This window comes from Hymenobacter edaphi, from assembly GCF_003258365.1.
In the GTDB taxonomy this organism is placed as follows: Bacteria; Bacteroidota; Bacteroidia; order Cytophagales; family Hymenobacteraceae; genus Solirubrum; species Solirubrum edaphi.
In genome coordinates this window covers 94,973-110,578 of the sequence record NZ_QHKM01000006.1, presented here as the reverse complement: position 1 = coordinate 110,578, position 15,606 = coordinate 94,973, and the positions used below count along the sequence as shown (strand labels likewise).

Here is a 15,606-nt window from a genome sequence, read left to right as displayed (position 1 = left end):
GTTTTTAGAATGCCTGGCGGTACACGCTCACGCGGCCGACCTCGACAACGCCGCCATCAGGCAGCGGGCGGTTAGGCACGATGTCGACCTGCAGGGCATCAGCCGTCAGGCCCCCGGCCAGGTGCAGCTGATCCAGGATGTGGGTGATGTCCAGCACCAGGGTCAGCCCCTCCCCGCCGTGCTGCCCGTCGGCGGCACTGGCCCGGCGCAGGCCAAACAGCGCAACCGTGTCAGCCAGCAGGGCTTTGTCGCCGCCCGCGGCCCCGGTGGCCGCCTGCACGTACACTTGCAGCACCGTGGCGTCGAAGGTGCCCCGCACATTTTCCAGCTTGAGGAAGGCGCTGTCGGGCTGGGCGGTTTCGGCTGCGCGGGCCAGGCTTACCTCCGTTTTGTGGCGCACGCTCGGGTCCATTTTCACCAGCGTCTGCGTGCCCCCGGTCTGGATACGCAGCGCCCCCCGGTTGGCGCCGAGCAGCTCGGGCTGCCGCGGGGCAACCGGGGCAGCCGGCTCGCTGGCTACTTTGGCGGCGGCGGCTGCAGCCCCCAGCAGCACCAGCCGCGTGGCCAGCGCCGGCTCGACGGCCGGCTGGCTCAGCAGCTCCTGATAGTGGTAATCAAGGGCGCCGAGGTCCGACATCTGGCCCGGCGTGTAGTACCACGGCTGGCCGTTGGGGTCGGGCATGGCAAACTGTTGGGCCGGGCCGTCCAACCAGCTCGGGGCGGTTGGGTTGGCGTTGCCGCTGGCGTTCCAGACGGCCCACAGGCGGTCGATGTTGCAGTGGTGCAGGTAGAAAATCGGGTCGAGCGCGGCCGTGCCGGGGTCGGCCATCAGGCCATAGAGGGCCGTGTTGCTCGGCGTGCCGCCGACGTACACGTGCACCTTATTGTGCGGATTGCTTTCCAGGCGCCCGAAGTGCCCGCCGTCGTGGGAGAAGCCCGTGTCCGGCCCTCCAAAGCCGTACAGCGGGTCGGCCTTCGAAAACTGGGTTTCGCTCAGCGCCGGCTGCTCGGTGACTTCGTTGGCTACCGGGGGCAGTTTGGGGTCGTTGGGGTGGGCGGCTTCGCCGGCGGCCGTGGGCACGTAGATGTTAGCGTCGCCATCGGGGCCGTAGCGCATGGCCAGGTACAGCGGGTTCGGGCTTCCGTCGGGCAGCGTCTGCGCGGCAAAAGCGGGCGGCATCTGAAACTGGCTGCCGGCTTCTCCCCCGAAGTAGTTCCAGTAGGGCAGCGCCCAGGTTTCGGGGCCGCCCTGAGCCACGATGTCCTGCCGCAGCTGCGTTTCCAGCGCCATCAGGTAGCCCCGGTGCCAGGGCAGAAAATACCAGCTGCCGTGCTGGCACTGGTTCCAGTACAACTCCTGCATGGCCGGCGAAGGCAGCGGCGAGGTCGGTACGCTGGGCGGGGAGGTGATGTAGCCCCAGGCCGGGAAGGCAGCCGGGCTGGGGTACCACGCCGTGGCGGGATTCACGTACTCGCCGTGGATGGCGGCGTAAAACCACCAGCTGGTCGGGTCATTGAGGGCGCGGCGCATCATCTGGCCGACGCCCTTCGCGTACCACAGCACATCGGGATTGTCGAACGTACCGCCGTTGTTCCAGGCGTTGTTACGGGTGTATTGGGGCATGGGTATGGCTGCTAGTGGTGAAGAAAAACGGGACCGTGGCGGGGCTGGCGCCGGCCGGTCAGTAGCGCGGGACCGGCCGAAAGAGGCGGCGACAAATGTTCAAAACCGGGGCGGCGTTCCTTAGCGTAGAAACACCTGATTGCCCAGGGCAGGTAGTTTTACCTGGAGCCCTGCCGGCCAAGGCACGCCCCCGGCCGCGAGTACCCGACCGTAGGCATGTTTGGCGGCCCTCGGCCCTGCTGAGCCGGCACAAAGGCCCCGACGCACGCTGCGCCGGGGCCTTGCCGATCAAGCCGGTAGCGGGGCGTTAGTCCTTGGCAAACTTCTGCCGGTAGGTGCGCGTGCCGTCGCTGACGGTAACGAAGTAGAGGCCGCGCTTAAGCTTGCTGATGTCCAGCTTGCCGCTGGCATCGGGGCGGCCGGTCAGCAACACGGCGCCGCGGGCGTCGGTGATGGTGGCGGTGCTCAGCTGGCCGGTGCCGGCGACGGCCAGCGTCAGCTGGTTGCTGGCCGGGTTCGGATACAGCGCCAGCGTGTTGGTAAGCGGGGCCTGCGTCACGTCGGCCGTGCTCCCCGCCGGCCGCGGGATGTAGTCGCGGTAGATGCTCTGGATGTACCATTTCTGGTGGTCGGTGCCCTGGTAGGGCCACTGGTTTATGGTAGCGCCGTCGGCGGTGCTGGCGCCGCCCACTTCCAGCACTTGCCCGCTGTGCACGGCGATGATGCGGAACGCGCCGCCGCCCACGCTTTCGATTTCAAACTGCTGGTTGGTGCCGCCCCAGTAGGGCCACTGGTTGGCCAGGGCGCCGGGGTTGGTGTTGGCCGCGCCAATTTCCAGGGCCTGCCCGCTGTGCTGCACAATCAGCTTGTAGCGCCCGTTGCCCACGCTCTGGATTTCCCAGTACTGGTTGGACGTGTTCGGATCGAAGGGCCACTGGATGGCGCCGGCCCCGCCCGTCTGGCTGGCCTGGCGGATGTCCAGCGCCTGGCCGCTGTGCTTGTTGACAATCTTGTAGACGCCGACCTGCGCGAGGTTCCATTTCTGGTGGTCGGTGCCCTGGTAGGGCCACTGGTTCACCGTGGCCCGGTCGTCCTGGCTGGCGCCGCCCACTTCCAGGGCCTGCCCGCTGTGCTGGGCCACGATGCGGAAATCATTGCCGCCCACGTTTTCGATTCGGAACTGCTGGTTGGCGCCGCCCACGTAAGGCCACTGGTTGGCCAGGGCCCCGGCGTTGGTGTTGCTGCCGCCGATTTCCAGCGCCTGCCCGCTGTGGGCGGCGGTCAGCTTATAGGCGTTGCTGCTTACCGGCTGAATGTACCAGAACTGGTTGAGCGTGTAGGGGTCGAAGGGCCACTGAATAGCGGCGGCGCCGGGGCTCTGGCTGGCCTTGTTGATATCGAGGGCCTTGCCGCTGTGCTTGGCCAGAATCTGGTGGGTACTGAAGGGCGCGAAGGGCAGGCCGGGGTGCGCGGCCCCAATACCGACGGCAAACCAGGCGTTGGTCACCGCTATTTCCTCGGCCGAGCCGTAGCCGTACAGGTCGATGGCGGCCTGAATGGTGTAGGTGCGCGCGTCCCAGTACTCGCTCCACATGCTCAGGTACTGGCTTTCGGCCCGGAAGGCAATTTTGGCGGCCTCCGCCATGCCAATGCCGTTGACGCGGTACGCATTGCCGCCCTCGTTCACGCCCGCCTTGCCCGTGCTCAGGATGTAAAACCAGTGGTTGAACACGCCGCTGTTGGTGTGAACCTCCTCGAACGGGTCCCAGTACTGGCCCTGGTAGTAGGCCGGCTGCCCGTAGGCGTGGGGGTCGCTCATCGAGCGCAGCGCCCCGCCGCCAATCGTAATTTCCTCCCCGATCAGCCAGTTCTGCTTGTTCGGGGCTTTGTAGTTTTCGATAACGGCGCCCCACACGTCGGAGTAGCCCTCGTTCAGCGCCCCCGACTCGTAGCCGTAGTAGAGGTTGGCCGTGGTTTCGCAGATGCCGTGGCCCATTTCGTGGGCGCACACATCCAGCGAAGTAAGCGGCGTGAAGTAATACGAGCCGTCGCCGTAGTACATGGTCCCGTTGCCGGCCCAGTACGCGTTGTCGACGCCAGTGCCGTAGTGCACGTAGCTGCGCAGCGTGCCGCCCTGCCCGTCGTAGCTGTTCCGGTTGTGGACGTTTTTCCAGTAATCGTACACGGCCTGGGCGCCCCAGTGGGCATCGAGGGCAGCGTTGTCCTTGTCGGCGTTGTCGTACTCGGCAGCCGTCCAGTTGTTATCGTTGTCGGTGAAGATCGAGCCGGCGTTGTAGTCCCACGTTTCGATGCCGCCGCCCCGGGAGTTGTCGCGCAGCTCGTACCCCCAGCCGCCCGGCTCGGTATTGCCGGTCTGGGTGCCGCTGTAGCGCGTTTCGAAGGTGCCGGTGGCGTGCTTGATGATGTCGTTGACCAACACCACCTGCCCCGAATGGGCGTCCACGTACACGTAGGCGCGGCTGACGGGCTCCTGCGCGTAGATGTTGAACTTCCAGGCCAGCACCGTGCGGGCTTCCGCGGCCGGTTTGCGCCGGGCGGGGGCGTGCACCACCACCAGCTCGCCGGTTGGGGCGTAGGTGGCGCGGTCGTTGTGCTCCTGCTCACGCAGCTGGGCTTCCGCCCGGGGGTCCTGCCACATGTAGCGGGTGGCGCCCACGTGCCTGAGCGCGGCCGCCAGCGCCTTGTCGGCCGGCAGGGCCGGCGTGGCCGAGAGGCCCTCGGGAATGCGCTCGAAGTGGCCGCTCAATGATTCCACCACGCCTTCCCGGCTGTGAACCGTGTAGTTGTTGCCCTCGACCCTTACTCCTTTAAAGAACTGCTGAAACTTCTCGTGCGCCACCCCGATGGCATCGGTGGCCGGCGCTTCCTGGCGCAACAGCTGGTCGTGTGGCCCCAGGCGCAGCTCCGAGGCGAACAGGCGCTGCACCTGATCCGTCCGGTACTGCAGCCCCTGGCTGCGAAACTCGACCAATGCCGGCTCGCCGTTGCGGGCCAACGTGCGGTGCGGCTTGGGGCCGGAATCCTGCGCCTGCAGGGCAGCGGGCGCGAGCAGGCCGGCGAACAGCCAGGCGTAACTCAGGTAGCTTTTTTTCATGATAAAAGAAGGGTTGATTATGGCCGGACAGGCGGTGCCCGGTAGTGAAAAGCACAAAATCAGAGGCCGGGCGAGGCACGGGCTAAGGCACTGGCAAGCAGGCTCCCTACGAGGAGCCACCCAGTGAACATAAATTGTATTTTTCCGCACAAGGCGCTGCCCAACCGACTCCAGCGCGGAGCAGTCAGGAGGCGGCCGAAACCCGCAGGGGCGGGGGCGCGGCACAAGCAACGGGGCTAGCTGTTAGGGGCTGGCCGGCGGCGGGCAGAAGTGGCGGGCACGCATAGAATGAGGAGTCGGCTAGGCCTGCCGTGCCGGGCACAGCATGAGGCTAGTGGTGGATAGAATGCGTCCTCCTTCCCGCCTGCCTGCGCAGGACCAGAACAGCTAAAAACGCCGCCAGATAACTGAGACGCGCACCCGCCGCCGAGCTACGGGCGTGGCTCGGCGCTGGTACGCACAGCGTAGCCGGTGCGTAGGCAGGCAGTAAGAAAGCGGAAAGCGTAGAAGCGGCCGCGTGGGGGTGTGACCCTGCGGGTAAGTGTATAGCCGGGGCGCCGTGTAGTAAAAGCCGGGGCCGCCGAAACGTGCGGGATGATGCGGGCAAGGTAGGTGACAAGACTTGCCCAGTCAATAGACGTTGGCCGAATCCAATATGATTTATTTATGAACAACGTCGGTTTGCGCCAGATTCCGGGCCGGGGCGCCCGGCAGCGCACCAGCGGCCGGCTACCGGCGCAGCCGCTGCCAGGTAATCAGCGGAAACAGGACGAAGGCCGGCTCGGCGAACAGGCGCCAGCGGTAGCCCACAAAAAACACCAGGCTTAGCAGCAAGACCACCGCTACCGGCAGCAGCAGCAGGGCATCGGGCCGGTGGAAGCGCAGCCCGCGCCAGCGCAGGGCCGTGGCCAGCACGCTCAGCAGAAAGGCCAGGTGCACGGCGGCCGTCAGCGGGTGGTAGCGGGTGCGGAAGTTGTCGGCCACGAAGTTTTCGGGGCTGAAGAACACCAGCAGCTTACGCGCCAGCAGGCGCAGCTCGGCGGCGGGGTGCCCGCTGATCCACTGCCGGGCCAGGCGGGCGCGGGCCTGGCTTTCCTGGTACTGATTCAGCCCGGAGAGTTGGGGAATCTGCCGGCCCACCCATTGGGCAAACGGCCGGGCGGGCTCGTCCCAATCGAACATAAAGCGGCCCTGCGTAACGGGATTGTGGCCCTGCAGCAGCTCGAAGCCGGGCTGGGTGCTCAAAATGTAAGCCCCGAACAGGCGGTGGTTTTTGACGAAGATGGGCAGGTGCAGCAGCAAGGTCAGGGCCAGCGTGAGCAGGGCCGGGCGCCACGCCACCCGGCGCCGCGCCGCGGGCTGGCGGCAGGCCTGCCAGAGCAGCAGGACAAACAGGCCGCCGTACACGGCCAGCAGGTAGCCGCGCAGCAGGCAAGACCCGGCGACTACCGCGGCCAGCAGCCCTGCCTTGGCCAGGGGCAGCGGCCGCCCGTCGAGCAGGCGCAGCAGCTGGTAGGTGGCCCACACCAGCGCGGGCAGGCACAGGTTTTCGTACCAGAACCACGCCCCGATGTACCAGAGCACCGAGGGGTACAGCGCCAGCAACAGCCCGCCCAGCCACGCGGCGGGCGGCGGCAGGCGGTACCAGCGCAGTAGCCGCTCGGCGTAGCGCAGCGTGACCACGCCGCCCACGGCCGTGAGCAGGTACACGGCCGCCGTGAAGTAGTGCCGGGGCAGGCCGAGCTTAAACCAGGCGGCGTACACCCACACCGGGAAGCTGGCGTGGAAGGCATCGGGCCGGAATTGCTGGCGCACGGCGTCGTAGCTGACGTAGCCGCGGCCCTGCAGCCAGTGCTCGGCAATGCGGGCGTTGCGCACTTCGTCCCAGTTCCACTCCAGGCCGGGGTTGTGGCGCCCGAGCAGCGCCAGGCGTAGCAGCACCAGCCCCAGGGCCAGCATCCAGAACAGCAGGGGCCGACGACGTAGCATAGGCGCGAAGGTATCGGCTGGGCGCCAAAGCGTACGCGGCCGCCGCTACCTTTGCGCCTTCCGCTGTTTCCCCTCCCGATGCCCGCCCCCTCCGCCCCGCTGCTTTCCGCTTTCCGCTCCGGCCGCTGGCTGGTACCGGCGTTTTTTGGGGCGGTGCTGCTGCTGGGCCTGTTGCTGCACCGCGACTACGGCGTGTCGTGGGACGAGCCGGTGGACCGACTCAACGGCATGGTCAATGCCAAGTACGTGGCCGACAAGCTGGCCCCCGCCGTGGCCCGCGGTCAGGACAACTACGCGCTGATTCCGGAGCTGGCCACCTACCCCGACCAGGACCACGGCGTGGTGTTCGAGCTGCCCTCCATCCTGCTGCAGAAGCTGCTGCGCCTGGAGGAGCCCCAGCAGGTGTACTGGACGCGCCACCTGCTCATTTACCTGCTCTACACCGGCGGCCTGCTCGCCTTCTACGGGCTGGCCCGCCTGCGCTTCCGCAACTGGCGGCTGGCCCTGCTGGGCACGGCGGTGCTGTACTGCACGCCCCGCCTCTTCGCCGATGCGTTTTACAACGCCAAGGACGGCCTGTTCCTCGCCTTTTTCACCGTGGGCATGTTCACGCTGGCCCGCCTGCTGCGCCGCCCCACGGCCGGGCGCGGCTTCTGGCACGGCGTGGCTACGGGCGCGGCCATTGCCCTGCGCGTCAACGGCGTGCTGCTCGTGCCGCTGACCCTGCTGGGCCTGACGCTGTGGCTGGGGCGCCGCCGCGGCACGGGCGGCCGCCACCTGCTGCCGGCCGCCGGGCTGTGGCTGCTGCTGAGCGCGGCCACCACGGTGCTGTGCTGGCCGTACCTGTGGGAGCAGCCCTGGGCGCACTTCACGCAGGCGTTCAGCAGCTTCCGGCAATTTTCGCGGGGTGCTTCCACCGTGCTTTACGGCGGCAGCTGGGTGTCGGCGCTCGATTTGCCCTGGCATTACGTGCCGTGGTGGCTGCTCATCACCACCCCGCTGGCCTATACCGCGGCCTTCGGGCTGGGCGCGGCCGCGTGGCTGCTGTGCTACGGCCGCCGCCCGCTGCGGGTGCTGCGCACCTACGCCGGCACCCTCGACGTGCTGACCGGCGCTTGGCTGCTCGGGCCGTTGGTGGCCGTGGTCGTATTCAACTCGGTGCTCTACGACGGCTGGCGCCACTTGTATTTCGTCTACCCGGCCTTCGTGCTGGTGGGGTTGCACGGGCTGCAGGCGCTGTTGCGCGGGCGGCGGCAGTGGCAGCGCCCCCGCCGCCGCCCGGTGGCCATCGGCGTAGCCGCGCTGCTGGCCGCCGGGGCCCTGGAGCCGCTGTGGCGCCTCGTGCGCGACCATCCTCATCAGCAGCTGTATTTCAGCCTATTGTCGCCCGCCACCCTCGAAGCCGGCTACGAGCGGGACTACTGGGGGCTGACGTACCGGCAGGGCCTGCAGTGGATTCTGGACCACGACCCGGCCGCGCAGATTACCGTGCGCTCCTACCGCCCCGAGCCGGTGTACAACAACATGCAGGTGCTGGCCCCCGCCGAGCGGCAGCGCCTGGTGCGCGTGGCGCCGCAAAAGGAGGCCGAATACTTTATCAGCAACTACCGCTGGCACCCCGAGTCCTACGCCGACTCGATGGGCCGGGAAGTGTACCAGCTGCGCGTCAACGGGCTGAAGGCGCTGTCGGTGTTTCGGCGGGCGCGGCGGTAGCGGCCAGGGCCAGCAGCTGCGCGTGCAGGGCCAGCACCTGCGGCAGCACGGGCTCGGCGTCGTCGTTGCGCACCACAAAATCGGCCCGGCGCAGCTTTTCCTCCTCGCTGAGTTGCTTGCCGATGATGTTGAGCACGTCCTGCGGGGTGCGGTGCGGGTCGCGGTGCAGCACGCGCCGCTCGCGAATGGGCTGCGGCGCGTACACCGTGATGATGCGGTCGAGCTGCTGCCACGAACCCGACTCGTAGAGCAGCGCGGCTTCCTTGAGCACGTAGGCGTGGCCGGCGTGCTGCTGCGCCGTGGCCCAGGCCGCAAAGTCGTGGCCCACGCGCGGGTGCACCAGGGCGTTGAGCCGGGCCAGTTGCTCGGGGCTGTTGAAGGCCAGCTGAGCCAGGAAGGTGCGGTTCAGCCCGGCCTCGGTGTAGGTATCGGGCCCGAAGGCTGCTTCCAGACTGGCGCGCAGCACCGGGTCGTGGTTCATTACCCACTTGGCGCGGGTATCGGCGTCGTACACCGGCACGCCGAGCAGGGCGAAGAGGCGGCAGACCACCGTCTTGCCCGAGCCAATGCCGCCGGTAATGCCAATCTTCAACATAGCTGGAAGTCAGTTGTGGCGCGAACTTTCCGTTCGCGTCGCGCAAAACAATACGTTGCGGCAACAGCAACAAACGGGCACAACCACCTCGGACCGGCGGGCACTACGGAGCCGTTGGCCACGCCCGGCGCAGGGCGTTTAGTCCGCGGCGCGGGCCGCGGCCGGCAGCACGCGGGCCGTGGGGGCGCCGCCGATGCGGGCTCCGCGCACGGTGTAGGGCAGCGGCCGAAACAGCAGCTGCACGGTGGAATCCTGGCGGCGCAGCTGCCGGTAATCGGCAAACACCTGCACCTGCTCCAGGTTGAGCCGGGCCGAGTCTTCGGGAAAATACTCCAGAGTCACGCTCACCTGCGCGGGCTGCAGGCGCAGGGCCGAGTCGGCCGGGGCGTTGTGCAGCGTCGGGGTCACCAGCACCTTGCGGGTGCGCACGGCCCGCGGCTGCAGCTTCACCTGCACCTGCTGCACGTCGGTTTCCACCAGCGCCGGCCCGCCGATGGGCACGATGATGGTGCCGTCGGAGCGGCCGGCCGGGGCTTTGGGCAGGTGCACCTGGTAGTAGTTAGGCAGGGCGTTGAGGGTGGTGGCCGGCCCGCGAAACGTCACCGTCGCCGGCTCGAAGCGCGCCGCGTAGGGCAGGGCCGCGCCATCGGCCGCCGGGCTCAGGCGTAGCGGCAGCTGCCGCGTCACCAGCTGGTCGAACTCAAAGTAAACCGTGTCGGTGAGCACCGCGTTGAGCTGCAGGCTTTCCATGGCCCCGATCAGGCCCGGGCGCAGCGTGCTGCCGGCAATGGCGCCGCTGCCCAGCGGCCGCCGCACGATTACCTCGGCCGGCCGGATGTCCAGGCCCAGGGTGTTGCGCAGCAGCTTCCAGCCGCGGCCCGTCACCTGCACGTCCACCAGCGTGGGCAGCGGCCGCACCGGGATAAAGCGCGCCTCGTCGTAGTGCCACTGCAGCGGGTAGCTGATGCGGGTGGTGTAGGTTTTGTTGAGCGCGTTGAGCAGCCACAGAATCACGGCCGCCAGAAAGCACGAGGTTACCACCCGCCAGAAGCTGCGCTCCGGCTCCGACAGCGGCCGGATAAACCAGTGGGCCAGGGAACGGGCGGCTTGCAGGGGCATGGCTTTCTAGTGGGAAGAAAGCACTAATATAAGGACTTAGGCGGCCGGTTCGGCCGTCTTGCCCCCGCCGAGCTGCCGGGCAATGGCCGTGCGGTCGAAGGTCAGGCGCGTGCCCTTGTCGACTTCCAGCGTCACTTTCTCGTCGCTCAGCTCCACCACCCGGCCGTGCAGCCCGCCGATGGTCACCACCTGGCTGCCTTTGCTCAGGTTTTCGCGCAGCTTCTTGGCCTCGGCCGAGCGCTTCTGCTGCGGCCGGATCATGAAGAAGTAAAAGACGCCCAGCAGCAGCAGCGGAAACGCGTACTGCAGGGGGCTGTTCGAGCCCGTCGGGACTTGCAGGAGAAGAGAAAGGAGCATGAGCTGAGTTTAGGAGGGTAAAAAGCAATGAGTTAGAAAGTCGGTGATGTTACTCACAAACTCCCTAACTCATTAACTCACAAACCGGAATTACTGGCGTACCGGGCCGGCTGCGCCGTCGAGCACGGTGCCTTTGATGGTCACCACCGTGGTGCTGGGCTGGGTATTGGCCGTCACGGTCACGGTCTTGTTCTGCACGCCCGCCTTGCCGTGCGAGTCGAACTGCACGTCAATTTTGCCTTTGGCGCCGGGCGCTACCGGGTCTTTGGGCCACTGCGGCACGGTGCACCCGCACGACGCCTGGGCGTTGTCGATGAGCAGCGGGGTCTTGCCGGTGTTGGTGAATTCGAAAGTGTGCTTTACCACCTCGCCTTGCTGAATCGAGCCGAAGTCAAACTCCGATTCGCTGAAGGTCAGCACCGGCGCGTCGGGGTTCGGAGCGGCGGTTTCGGCCGCCACATTGGGGTTGTCCACGGTGGGGTTGGCCGCGTCGGCCGCCTGGGTGGCGGCCTGGTTCATGCCGGCCTCGCCGACTTCGGTTTTCTGCTGGTTGCAGGCGCCCATCGTGAGCAGGCCGGCGGCCAGCAGGGCGGAGAACAAAGTGCGTTTCATGGAATGAGCTAAGTGAAAACGGCGCCGCGGGTCGGGGCGACGCCGCGGGCGTTCAAGGCCAAAGATACGGCAATGAGCAGTACTTGCATGCCGGTCAAAAAGAACGTCATGCTGAGCTGGCTGAAGCCTCCCCACCGCTTCGCCGGATAGAAATTACTACCCGACACCAGCAGTAGAGATGCTTCGGCCAGCTCAGCATGACGGCCGGAACAAGCAGGCGTTAAGTCCGCCGCTTACTTCAGGTTGTTAATCACGTTCTGGGCAAACTGCTGGGTGCTGGCCTGGCCGCCCAGGTCGCCGGTGCACTGCTCCTTGTGGCGCAGTGTCTCGTTCAGCGCGTCTTCGATGCGGGTGGCCGCCTCCTTTTCGCCCAGGTGCTCCAGCATCAGCAGGGCCGAGCGCAGCAGGGCCGTGGGGTTGGCAATGCCGCGGCCGGCAATGTCCGGGGCCGAGCCGTGTACGGCTTCGAAGATGGCCATGTCGTCGCCGATGTTGGCGCCCGACACCACGCCCAGGCCGCCTACCAGACCGGCGCACAGGTCCGAGAGGATGTCGCCGAACAGGTTAGTCGTCACAATCACGTCGAACTGCTCCGGCTTGGTTACCAGCTGCATGCACATGTTGTCGATGATCTTGTCCTCGTACTGCACCTGCGGAAACTCGCGGGCGGCCTCAGCGGCGGCGTCGAGCATAATCTTGCCGGGCACCTTCAGGATGTTGGCCTTGTGGGCCAGCGTCACCTTCTTGCGGCCGTGCTTGGCGGCGTAGGCGAAGGCGGCGCGGCAGATCTTGCGCGCCCCGGCCACCGACACGCGGGCAATGGAGTCGCCGATGCCGTGGTGCTCGTCCCACAGCTCCAGGCCGGCGTACAGGCCCTCGGTGTTTTCGCGGAACAGCACGATGTCGACGCCCGAGTAGCGCGACGAAATGCCTTCCGTGGTCTTGGCCGGGCGCAGGTTCTGGTACAGGTCGTACTTCTGGCGCAGGCTCACGTTGATGGAGCGGAAGCCCTTACCCACCGGCGTGGTGATGGGGCCTTTCAGGGCTACACGGTTCTTTTCCAGCGAGTCGAACAGGGCCTGGGGCAGCAGCTCGCCCGACTGGTCGAAGGTGGTCTGACCGGCGTTCTGCTCTTCCCACTGCACGGGGACTTGAGCGGCGGCGAAGATGTCCTGCACGGCGCGGGTGATTTCGGGGCCGATGCCGTCGCCGGGGATGAGGGTGATGGTATGCATGACGAGGAGAATGAATAAACGAGTGAATGAGCGAATGAGTGATTGAGTGAGGCCTGGGGCTGCCTGTTCCACTCAATCACTCATTCGCTCATTCACTCATTGAAAGCTTACAGCGCCGTCCGGCGCGAGTTGATCTGGTTGATGAGCTGGTCCACGTCGCCGAGCAGCTGCTCGGCCTTGTCCTTGGCGTCGCGGATGACGCGCTGGCCCTCGGCGCGGGCCGAGGAGGGGCCTTCCTCCGTACGGCTGGTCACGAGGCTTTCCGTCAGGTCGGCCAGGATTTCGCGGGTGCGCTCCAGCTGATAGCTCAGCCAGCTGCGGGTTTCGCGGCCTTTTTCGGGGGCGAACAGGAGGGCAACGGCGGCCCCGGCGAGGGCGCCGGTCGTGAAGCACACGATGCCGGTAGTGGTTTTGCTGGCCATGGGGCGGAGCGAAAAGGGAGGAATGGAATGCGCGGGCAAGGTAAGAAACCTACGCGCTCAACGGTAGCCGCGGGCCGGGGGTTTTAAGCGTGAGCTTTATCAGACTGCCAAGCCACCAGAACGTCATGTCGAGCTTGTCGAGACATCTCGCGGGCTGATGCCAGATAGTAGCCCAAACTAGAAGATTACTATCCAGCGAGATTCCTCGGCTTCGCTCGGAATGACGTTCTTTTATAAGCGCCCGGCCGGCCTTGCCCGCCCGGGCTTACTGGTTGTCCAGCAAGCCGCGGCCCGACTTGCGGATGGCGCCGCTGGCCTGCAGGTCCTGGGCCAGCTTGTCGAGGATGCCGTTGACGAACTGCTTGCTTTTGGGCGTGCTGTAGAGCTTGCTGATTTCGATGTACTCGTTGATGGTCACCTTCACCGGAATGCTGCGGAACAGCTGCATCTCGCAGAGGGCCATCTTCAGGATGATCTTGTCGAGCAGGGCCACGCGCTCCACGTCCCAGTTCTGCACGGCCCCGCCGATAAGCTGCTCGGAGCGGGCGTCATCGGCCAGGGTTTGTTTGTAGAGCGTTTCGGCAAACTCCTTGTCTTCCTTCCAGTTGGCCGAGAGGCTGAGCAGCTCCAGGTTTTCGTCGGTGCCCTCTTCCAGCATCTTCAGCGTCTTCACCACCAGGTTCTTGACGATGCTGCGGTTTTCCTCCCAGTTCAGGTCCTGGGCCTCCAGCAGGTTGGGAATGGCTTCGCCCTTGAAGACGTAGGTTTTGTAGATGTGCTTGAGGATTTCCTGATCGGCCGCGTAGTCGCCGGCCGGGGCCGCGAGGTAGCTCAGCAGCTCCGCGTCGGTGCGCATCTCGTTGCGCCAGGCGCTGCGCAGGGCTTCCATCTCGTCTTCGCCGCCCCACTGCAGGGTACGGCGGATGGTTTGCTCCTGCAGCTGCTTGTTGGCTTCGATCTTCAGCGCCACCGGGTTCTGCTCCAGCTTGGTGGTATCGGCCACCTGGTCCTTGTTGGGCGTGAAGCGGCGGGCTTCGCGCTGCCGCTCCTCTTCCAGCACCTGCCGCAGGGCGGCGGGCAGGTTGAGCAGGTGCAGGTACTGGTCGTGGATGCTCTCGGTGGCCTGCAGCATCTGGCCCAGGTAGAAGGTGGTTTCCTTCTGCACCTGCTTCTGGTAGTAATTGATGGCGTCCTTCACGGCATCATTTACTTCCTTGTTGTCCAGCTCTTCGGGGGCCTGCGTACCGCCGGCCTTGTGCCACTCGCGGAAACCCACTTCGGCCATCTTCTGCTGGCCCTGCAGCAGGCGACGGTCCTGGGGAACCATGGAGTTGAGGTCAGGCTGAAAAGCTTCGCCAATGCGGTCCAGGGCCAAGAGGTAGTCAGACGACACGGCCTGGTCGTAGGCGTAAAGGGCCTGCATGACTTTGATGCGAAGCGTACGGCGGTTGAGCATTCTTTTTTGGAAATGGTGAGATGGTGAGATGGTGAAATGGTGAGTGTCGTTCTGAGTTCCTGAACATCAAACTCACCATTTCACCATCTCACCATCTCACCGCTTTAGTAAGTCGATTTCACCCGGCCGATAGCGGCGATGCGCTGCTCGGCCTGGCGGATGGCCGCCTGCTGCGGGTGCAAGCCCTCGGCGGCGGCTTTCTCCAGAACCTGGAGGGTGTAGTCGTAGATTTTTTCAGTCTGGGTGAGGGCGCCCTGGCGGTTGCTGCCCGTCACTTCGGAGTAGACGTTGATCAGGCCGCCGGCGTTGATGAGGAAGTCCGGGGCGTAGAGGATGCCGCGGTCGACCAGGGCCGGGCCGTGCACGTTCTCGTCCTTGAGCTGGTTGTTGGCGCAGCCCGCCACCACCGAGCACTTCAGCCGGTCGATGGTGTCGTCGTTGATAGTGGCCCCCAGCGCGCAGGGCGAGTAGATGTCCACGTCCTGGTCGTAGATGTCGTCGAGGCCGACGACTTTGGCGCCGAACTTGGCCCCGGCTTCCTCGGCGCGCTCCTTGTAGTAGTCAGTCAGCACGATGTGGGCGCCCTCCTTGGTGAGGTGCTCCAGCAGGTAGGTGCCCACGTGGCCCACGCCCTGCACGGCAATGCGCTTGCCGGCGAGGCTATCCGAGCCGAACGCCTTCTTGGCGGCGGCCTTCATGCCCATGTAGGTGCCGTACGCGGTTACCGGCGACGGGTCGCCCGAGCCGCCCATCGATTCGGGCAGGCCGGCTACGTGCTTGGTTTCCATGCGGATGTACTCCATGTCCTTGGTGGTCATGTTCACATCCTCGGCCGTGATGTACTTGCCGTTGAGGTTCTGCACGAAGCGCCCGAACTTGCGCAGCAGGGCTTCGGTCTTGATGGTTTTGGCGTCGCCGATGATGACGGCTTTGCCCCCGCCCAGGTTGAGGCCCGAAATGGCGGCCTTGTAGGTCATGCCGCGCGAGAGGCGCAGCACGTCGTTGAGGGCTTCGGCTTCCGAGGCGTAGTGCCACATGCGCGTGCCGCCGAGGGCGGGCCCGAGCACGGTGTTGTGGATGCCGATGATGGCCTTCAGACCGGTTTCGTGGTCGTGGCAGAACACGACCTGTTCGTGCTGATAGTCAGCAATCTGACCGAAAATGCTCGTCTCGGGCAGGGCTTGAATCTCAACCATGGGGAAAATGATTTGTGGGAATGGGTAGGGATGATTGGGGGGCGGGTCGGTTATCGACTCGGTTACCTACGTTTTTCCGCACAAAAGGGAGTCATGGCCGGCTTGCAGACTACTGACTTCCCGCTGCGCAGTACCTTTGGCCACCGCTCCGAAACCGGCTACAAAGGTAGCCC

General features: G+C 65.9%; 12 protein-coding genes. 1 reads left to right on the top strand and 11 read right to left on the bottom strand.

Annotated features, from left to right (window positions below; genetic code table 11):
* Positions 1-4 precede the first annotated feature (4 nt).
* From DLM85_RS18005 to DLM85_RS17995, 3 genes are all read right to left on the bottom strand, one after another.
* Positions 5-1,624 carry a tyrosinase family protein gene (locus tag DLM85_RS18005; protein ID WP_111479533.1) on the bottom strand — a complete coding sequence of 540 codons (1,620 nt, stop codon included), beginning with the start codon at positions 1,622-1,624 and terminating at the stop codon, positions 5-7.
* A gap of 307 nt (positions 1,625-1,931) precedes the next feature.
* Positions 1,932-4,739 (bottom strand): RICIN domain-containing protein, encoded by a 2,808-nt coding sequence (locus DLM85_RS18000; RefSeq protein WP_111479532.1) that lies wholly within the window; start codon positions 4,737-4,739, stop codon positions 1,932-1,934.
* Between the two features lie 729 nt (positions 4,740-5,468).
* The gene (locus DLM85_RS17995) at positions 5,469-6,728 is read right to left on the bottom strand and encodes a hypothetical protein (RefSeq protein WP_133257127.1); all 1,260 of its coding nucleotides are present in this window, start codon (positions 6,726-6,728) and stop codon (positions 5,469-5,471) included.
* A gap of 78 nt (positions 6,729-6,806) precedes the next feature.
* Here DLM85_RS17995 and DLM85_RS17990 point away from each other — a divergent pair, with 78 nt between their 5' ends.
* Positions 6,807-8,441, top strand: a complete 1,635-nt coding sequence (locus tag DLM85_RS17990) for a hypothetical protein (RefSeq protein WP_111479529.1) — start codon at positions 6,807-6,809, stop codon at positions 8,439-8,441.
* On the opposite strand, the gene coaE is transcribed toward DLM85_RS17990, so the two are convergent.
* The 8 genes from coaE to DLM85_RS17950 form a co-directional block, all read right to left on the bottom strand.
* Positions 8,395-9,036 carry a dephospho-CoA kinase gene (coaE, locus tag DLM85_RS17985; RefSeq protein WP_111479528.1) on the bottom strand — a complete coding sequence of 214 codons (642 nt, stop codon included), beginning with the start codon at positions 9,034-9,036 and terminating at the stop codon, positions 8,395-8,397. The genes DLM85_RS17990 and coaE overlap by 47 nt on opposite strands.
* Before the next feature lie 138 nt (positions 9,037-9,174).
* Positions 9,175-10,155 carry a YbbR-like domain-containing protein gene (locus tag DLM85_RS17980; protein ID WP_111479527.1) on the bottom strand — a complete coding sequence of 327 codons (981 nt, stop codon included), beginning with the start codon at positions 10,153-10,155 and terminating at the stop codon, positions 9,175-9,177.
* 36 nt (positions 10,156-10,191) lie between these two features.
* On the bottom strand, positions 10,192-10,512 hold the full coding sequence (gene yajC / locus DLM85_RS17975) for a preprotein translocase subunit YajC (protein WP_111479526.1): 321 nt from the start codon (positions 10,510-10,512) through the stop codon (positions 10,192-10,194).
* A gap of 90 nt (positions 10,513-10,602) precedes the next feature.
* Positions 10,603-11,124 carry a DUF1573 domain-containing protein gene (locus DLM85_RS17970; RefSeq protein WP_243636027.1) on the bottom strand — a complete coding sequence of 174 codons (522 nt, stop codon included), beginning with the start codon at positions 11,122-11,124 and terminating at the stop codon, positions 10,603-10,605.
* A 233-nt stretch (positions 11,125-11,357) separates the two neighbouring features.
* Positions 11,358-12,359, bottom strand: a complete 1,002-nt coding sequence (locus tag DLM85_RS17965; RefSeq protein WP_111479525.1) for an isocitrate/isopropylmalate dehydrogenase family protein — start codon at positions 12,357-12,359, stop codon at positions 11,358-11,360.
* Positions 12,360-12,466: 107 nt separating this feature from the next.
* On the bottom strand, positions 12,467-12,781 hold the full coding sequence (locus DLM85_RS17960) for a YtxH domain-containing protein (RefSeq protein WP_111479524.1): 315 nt from the start codon (positions 12,779-12,781) through the stop codon (positions 12,467-12,469).
* A 265-nt stretch (positions 12,782-13,046) separates the two neighbouring features.
* Complete coding sequence (nusB, locus tag DLM85_RS17955) at positions 13,047-14,237, bottom strand: transcription antitermination factor NusB (protein WP_111479523.1); 1,191 nt, start codon at positions 14,235-14,237, stop codon at positions 13,047-13,049.
* Between the two features lie 104 nt (positions 14,238-14,341).
* Entirely contained in the window at positions 14,342-15,433 is a 1,092-nt protein-coding gene (locus DLM85_RS17950; protein WP_111479522.1) for a Glu/Leu/Phe/Val dehydrogenase dimerization domain-containing protein, read from the bottom strand.
* Between the last annotated feature and the right edge of the window lie 173 nt (positions 15,434-15,606).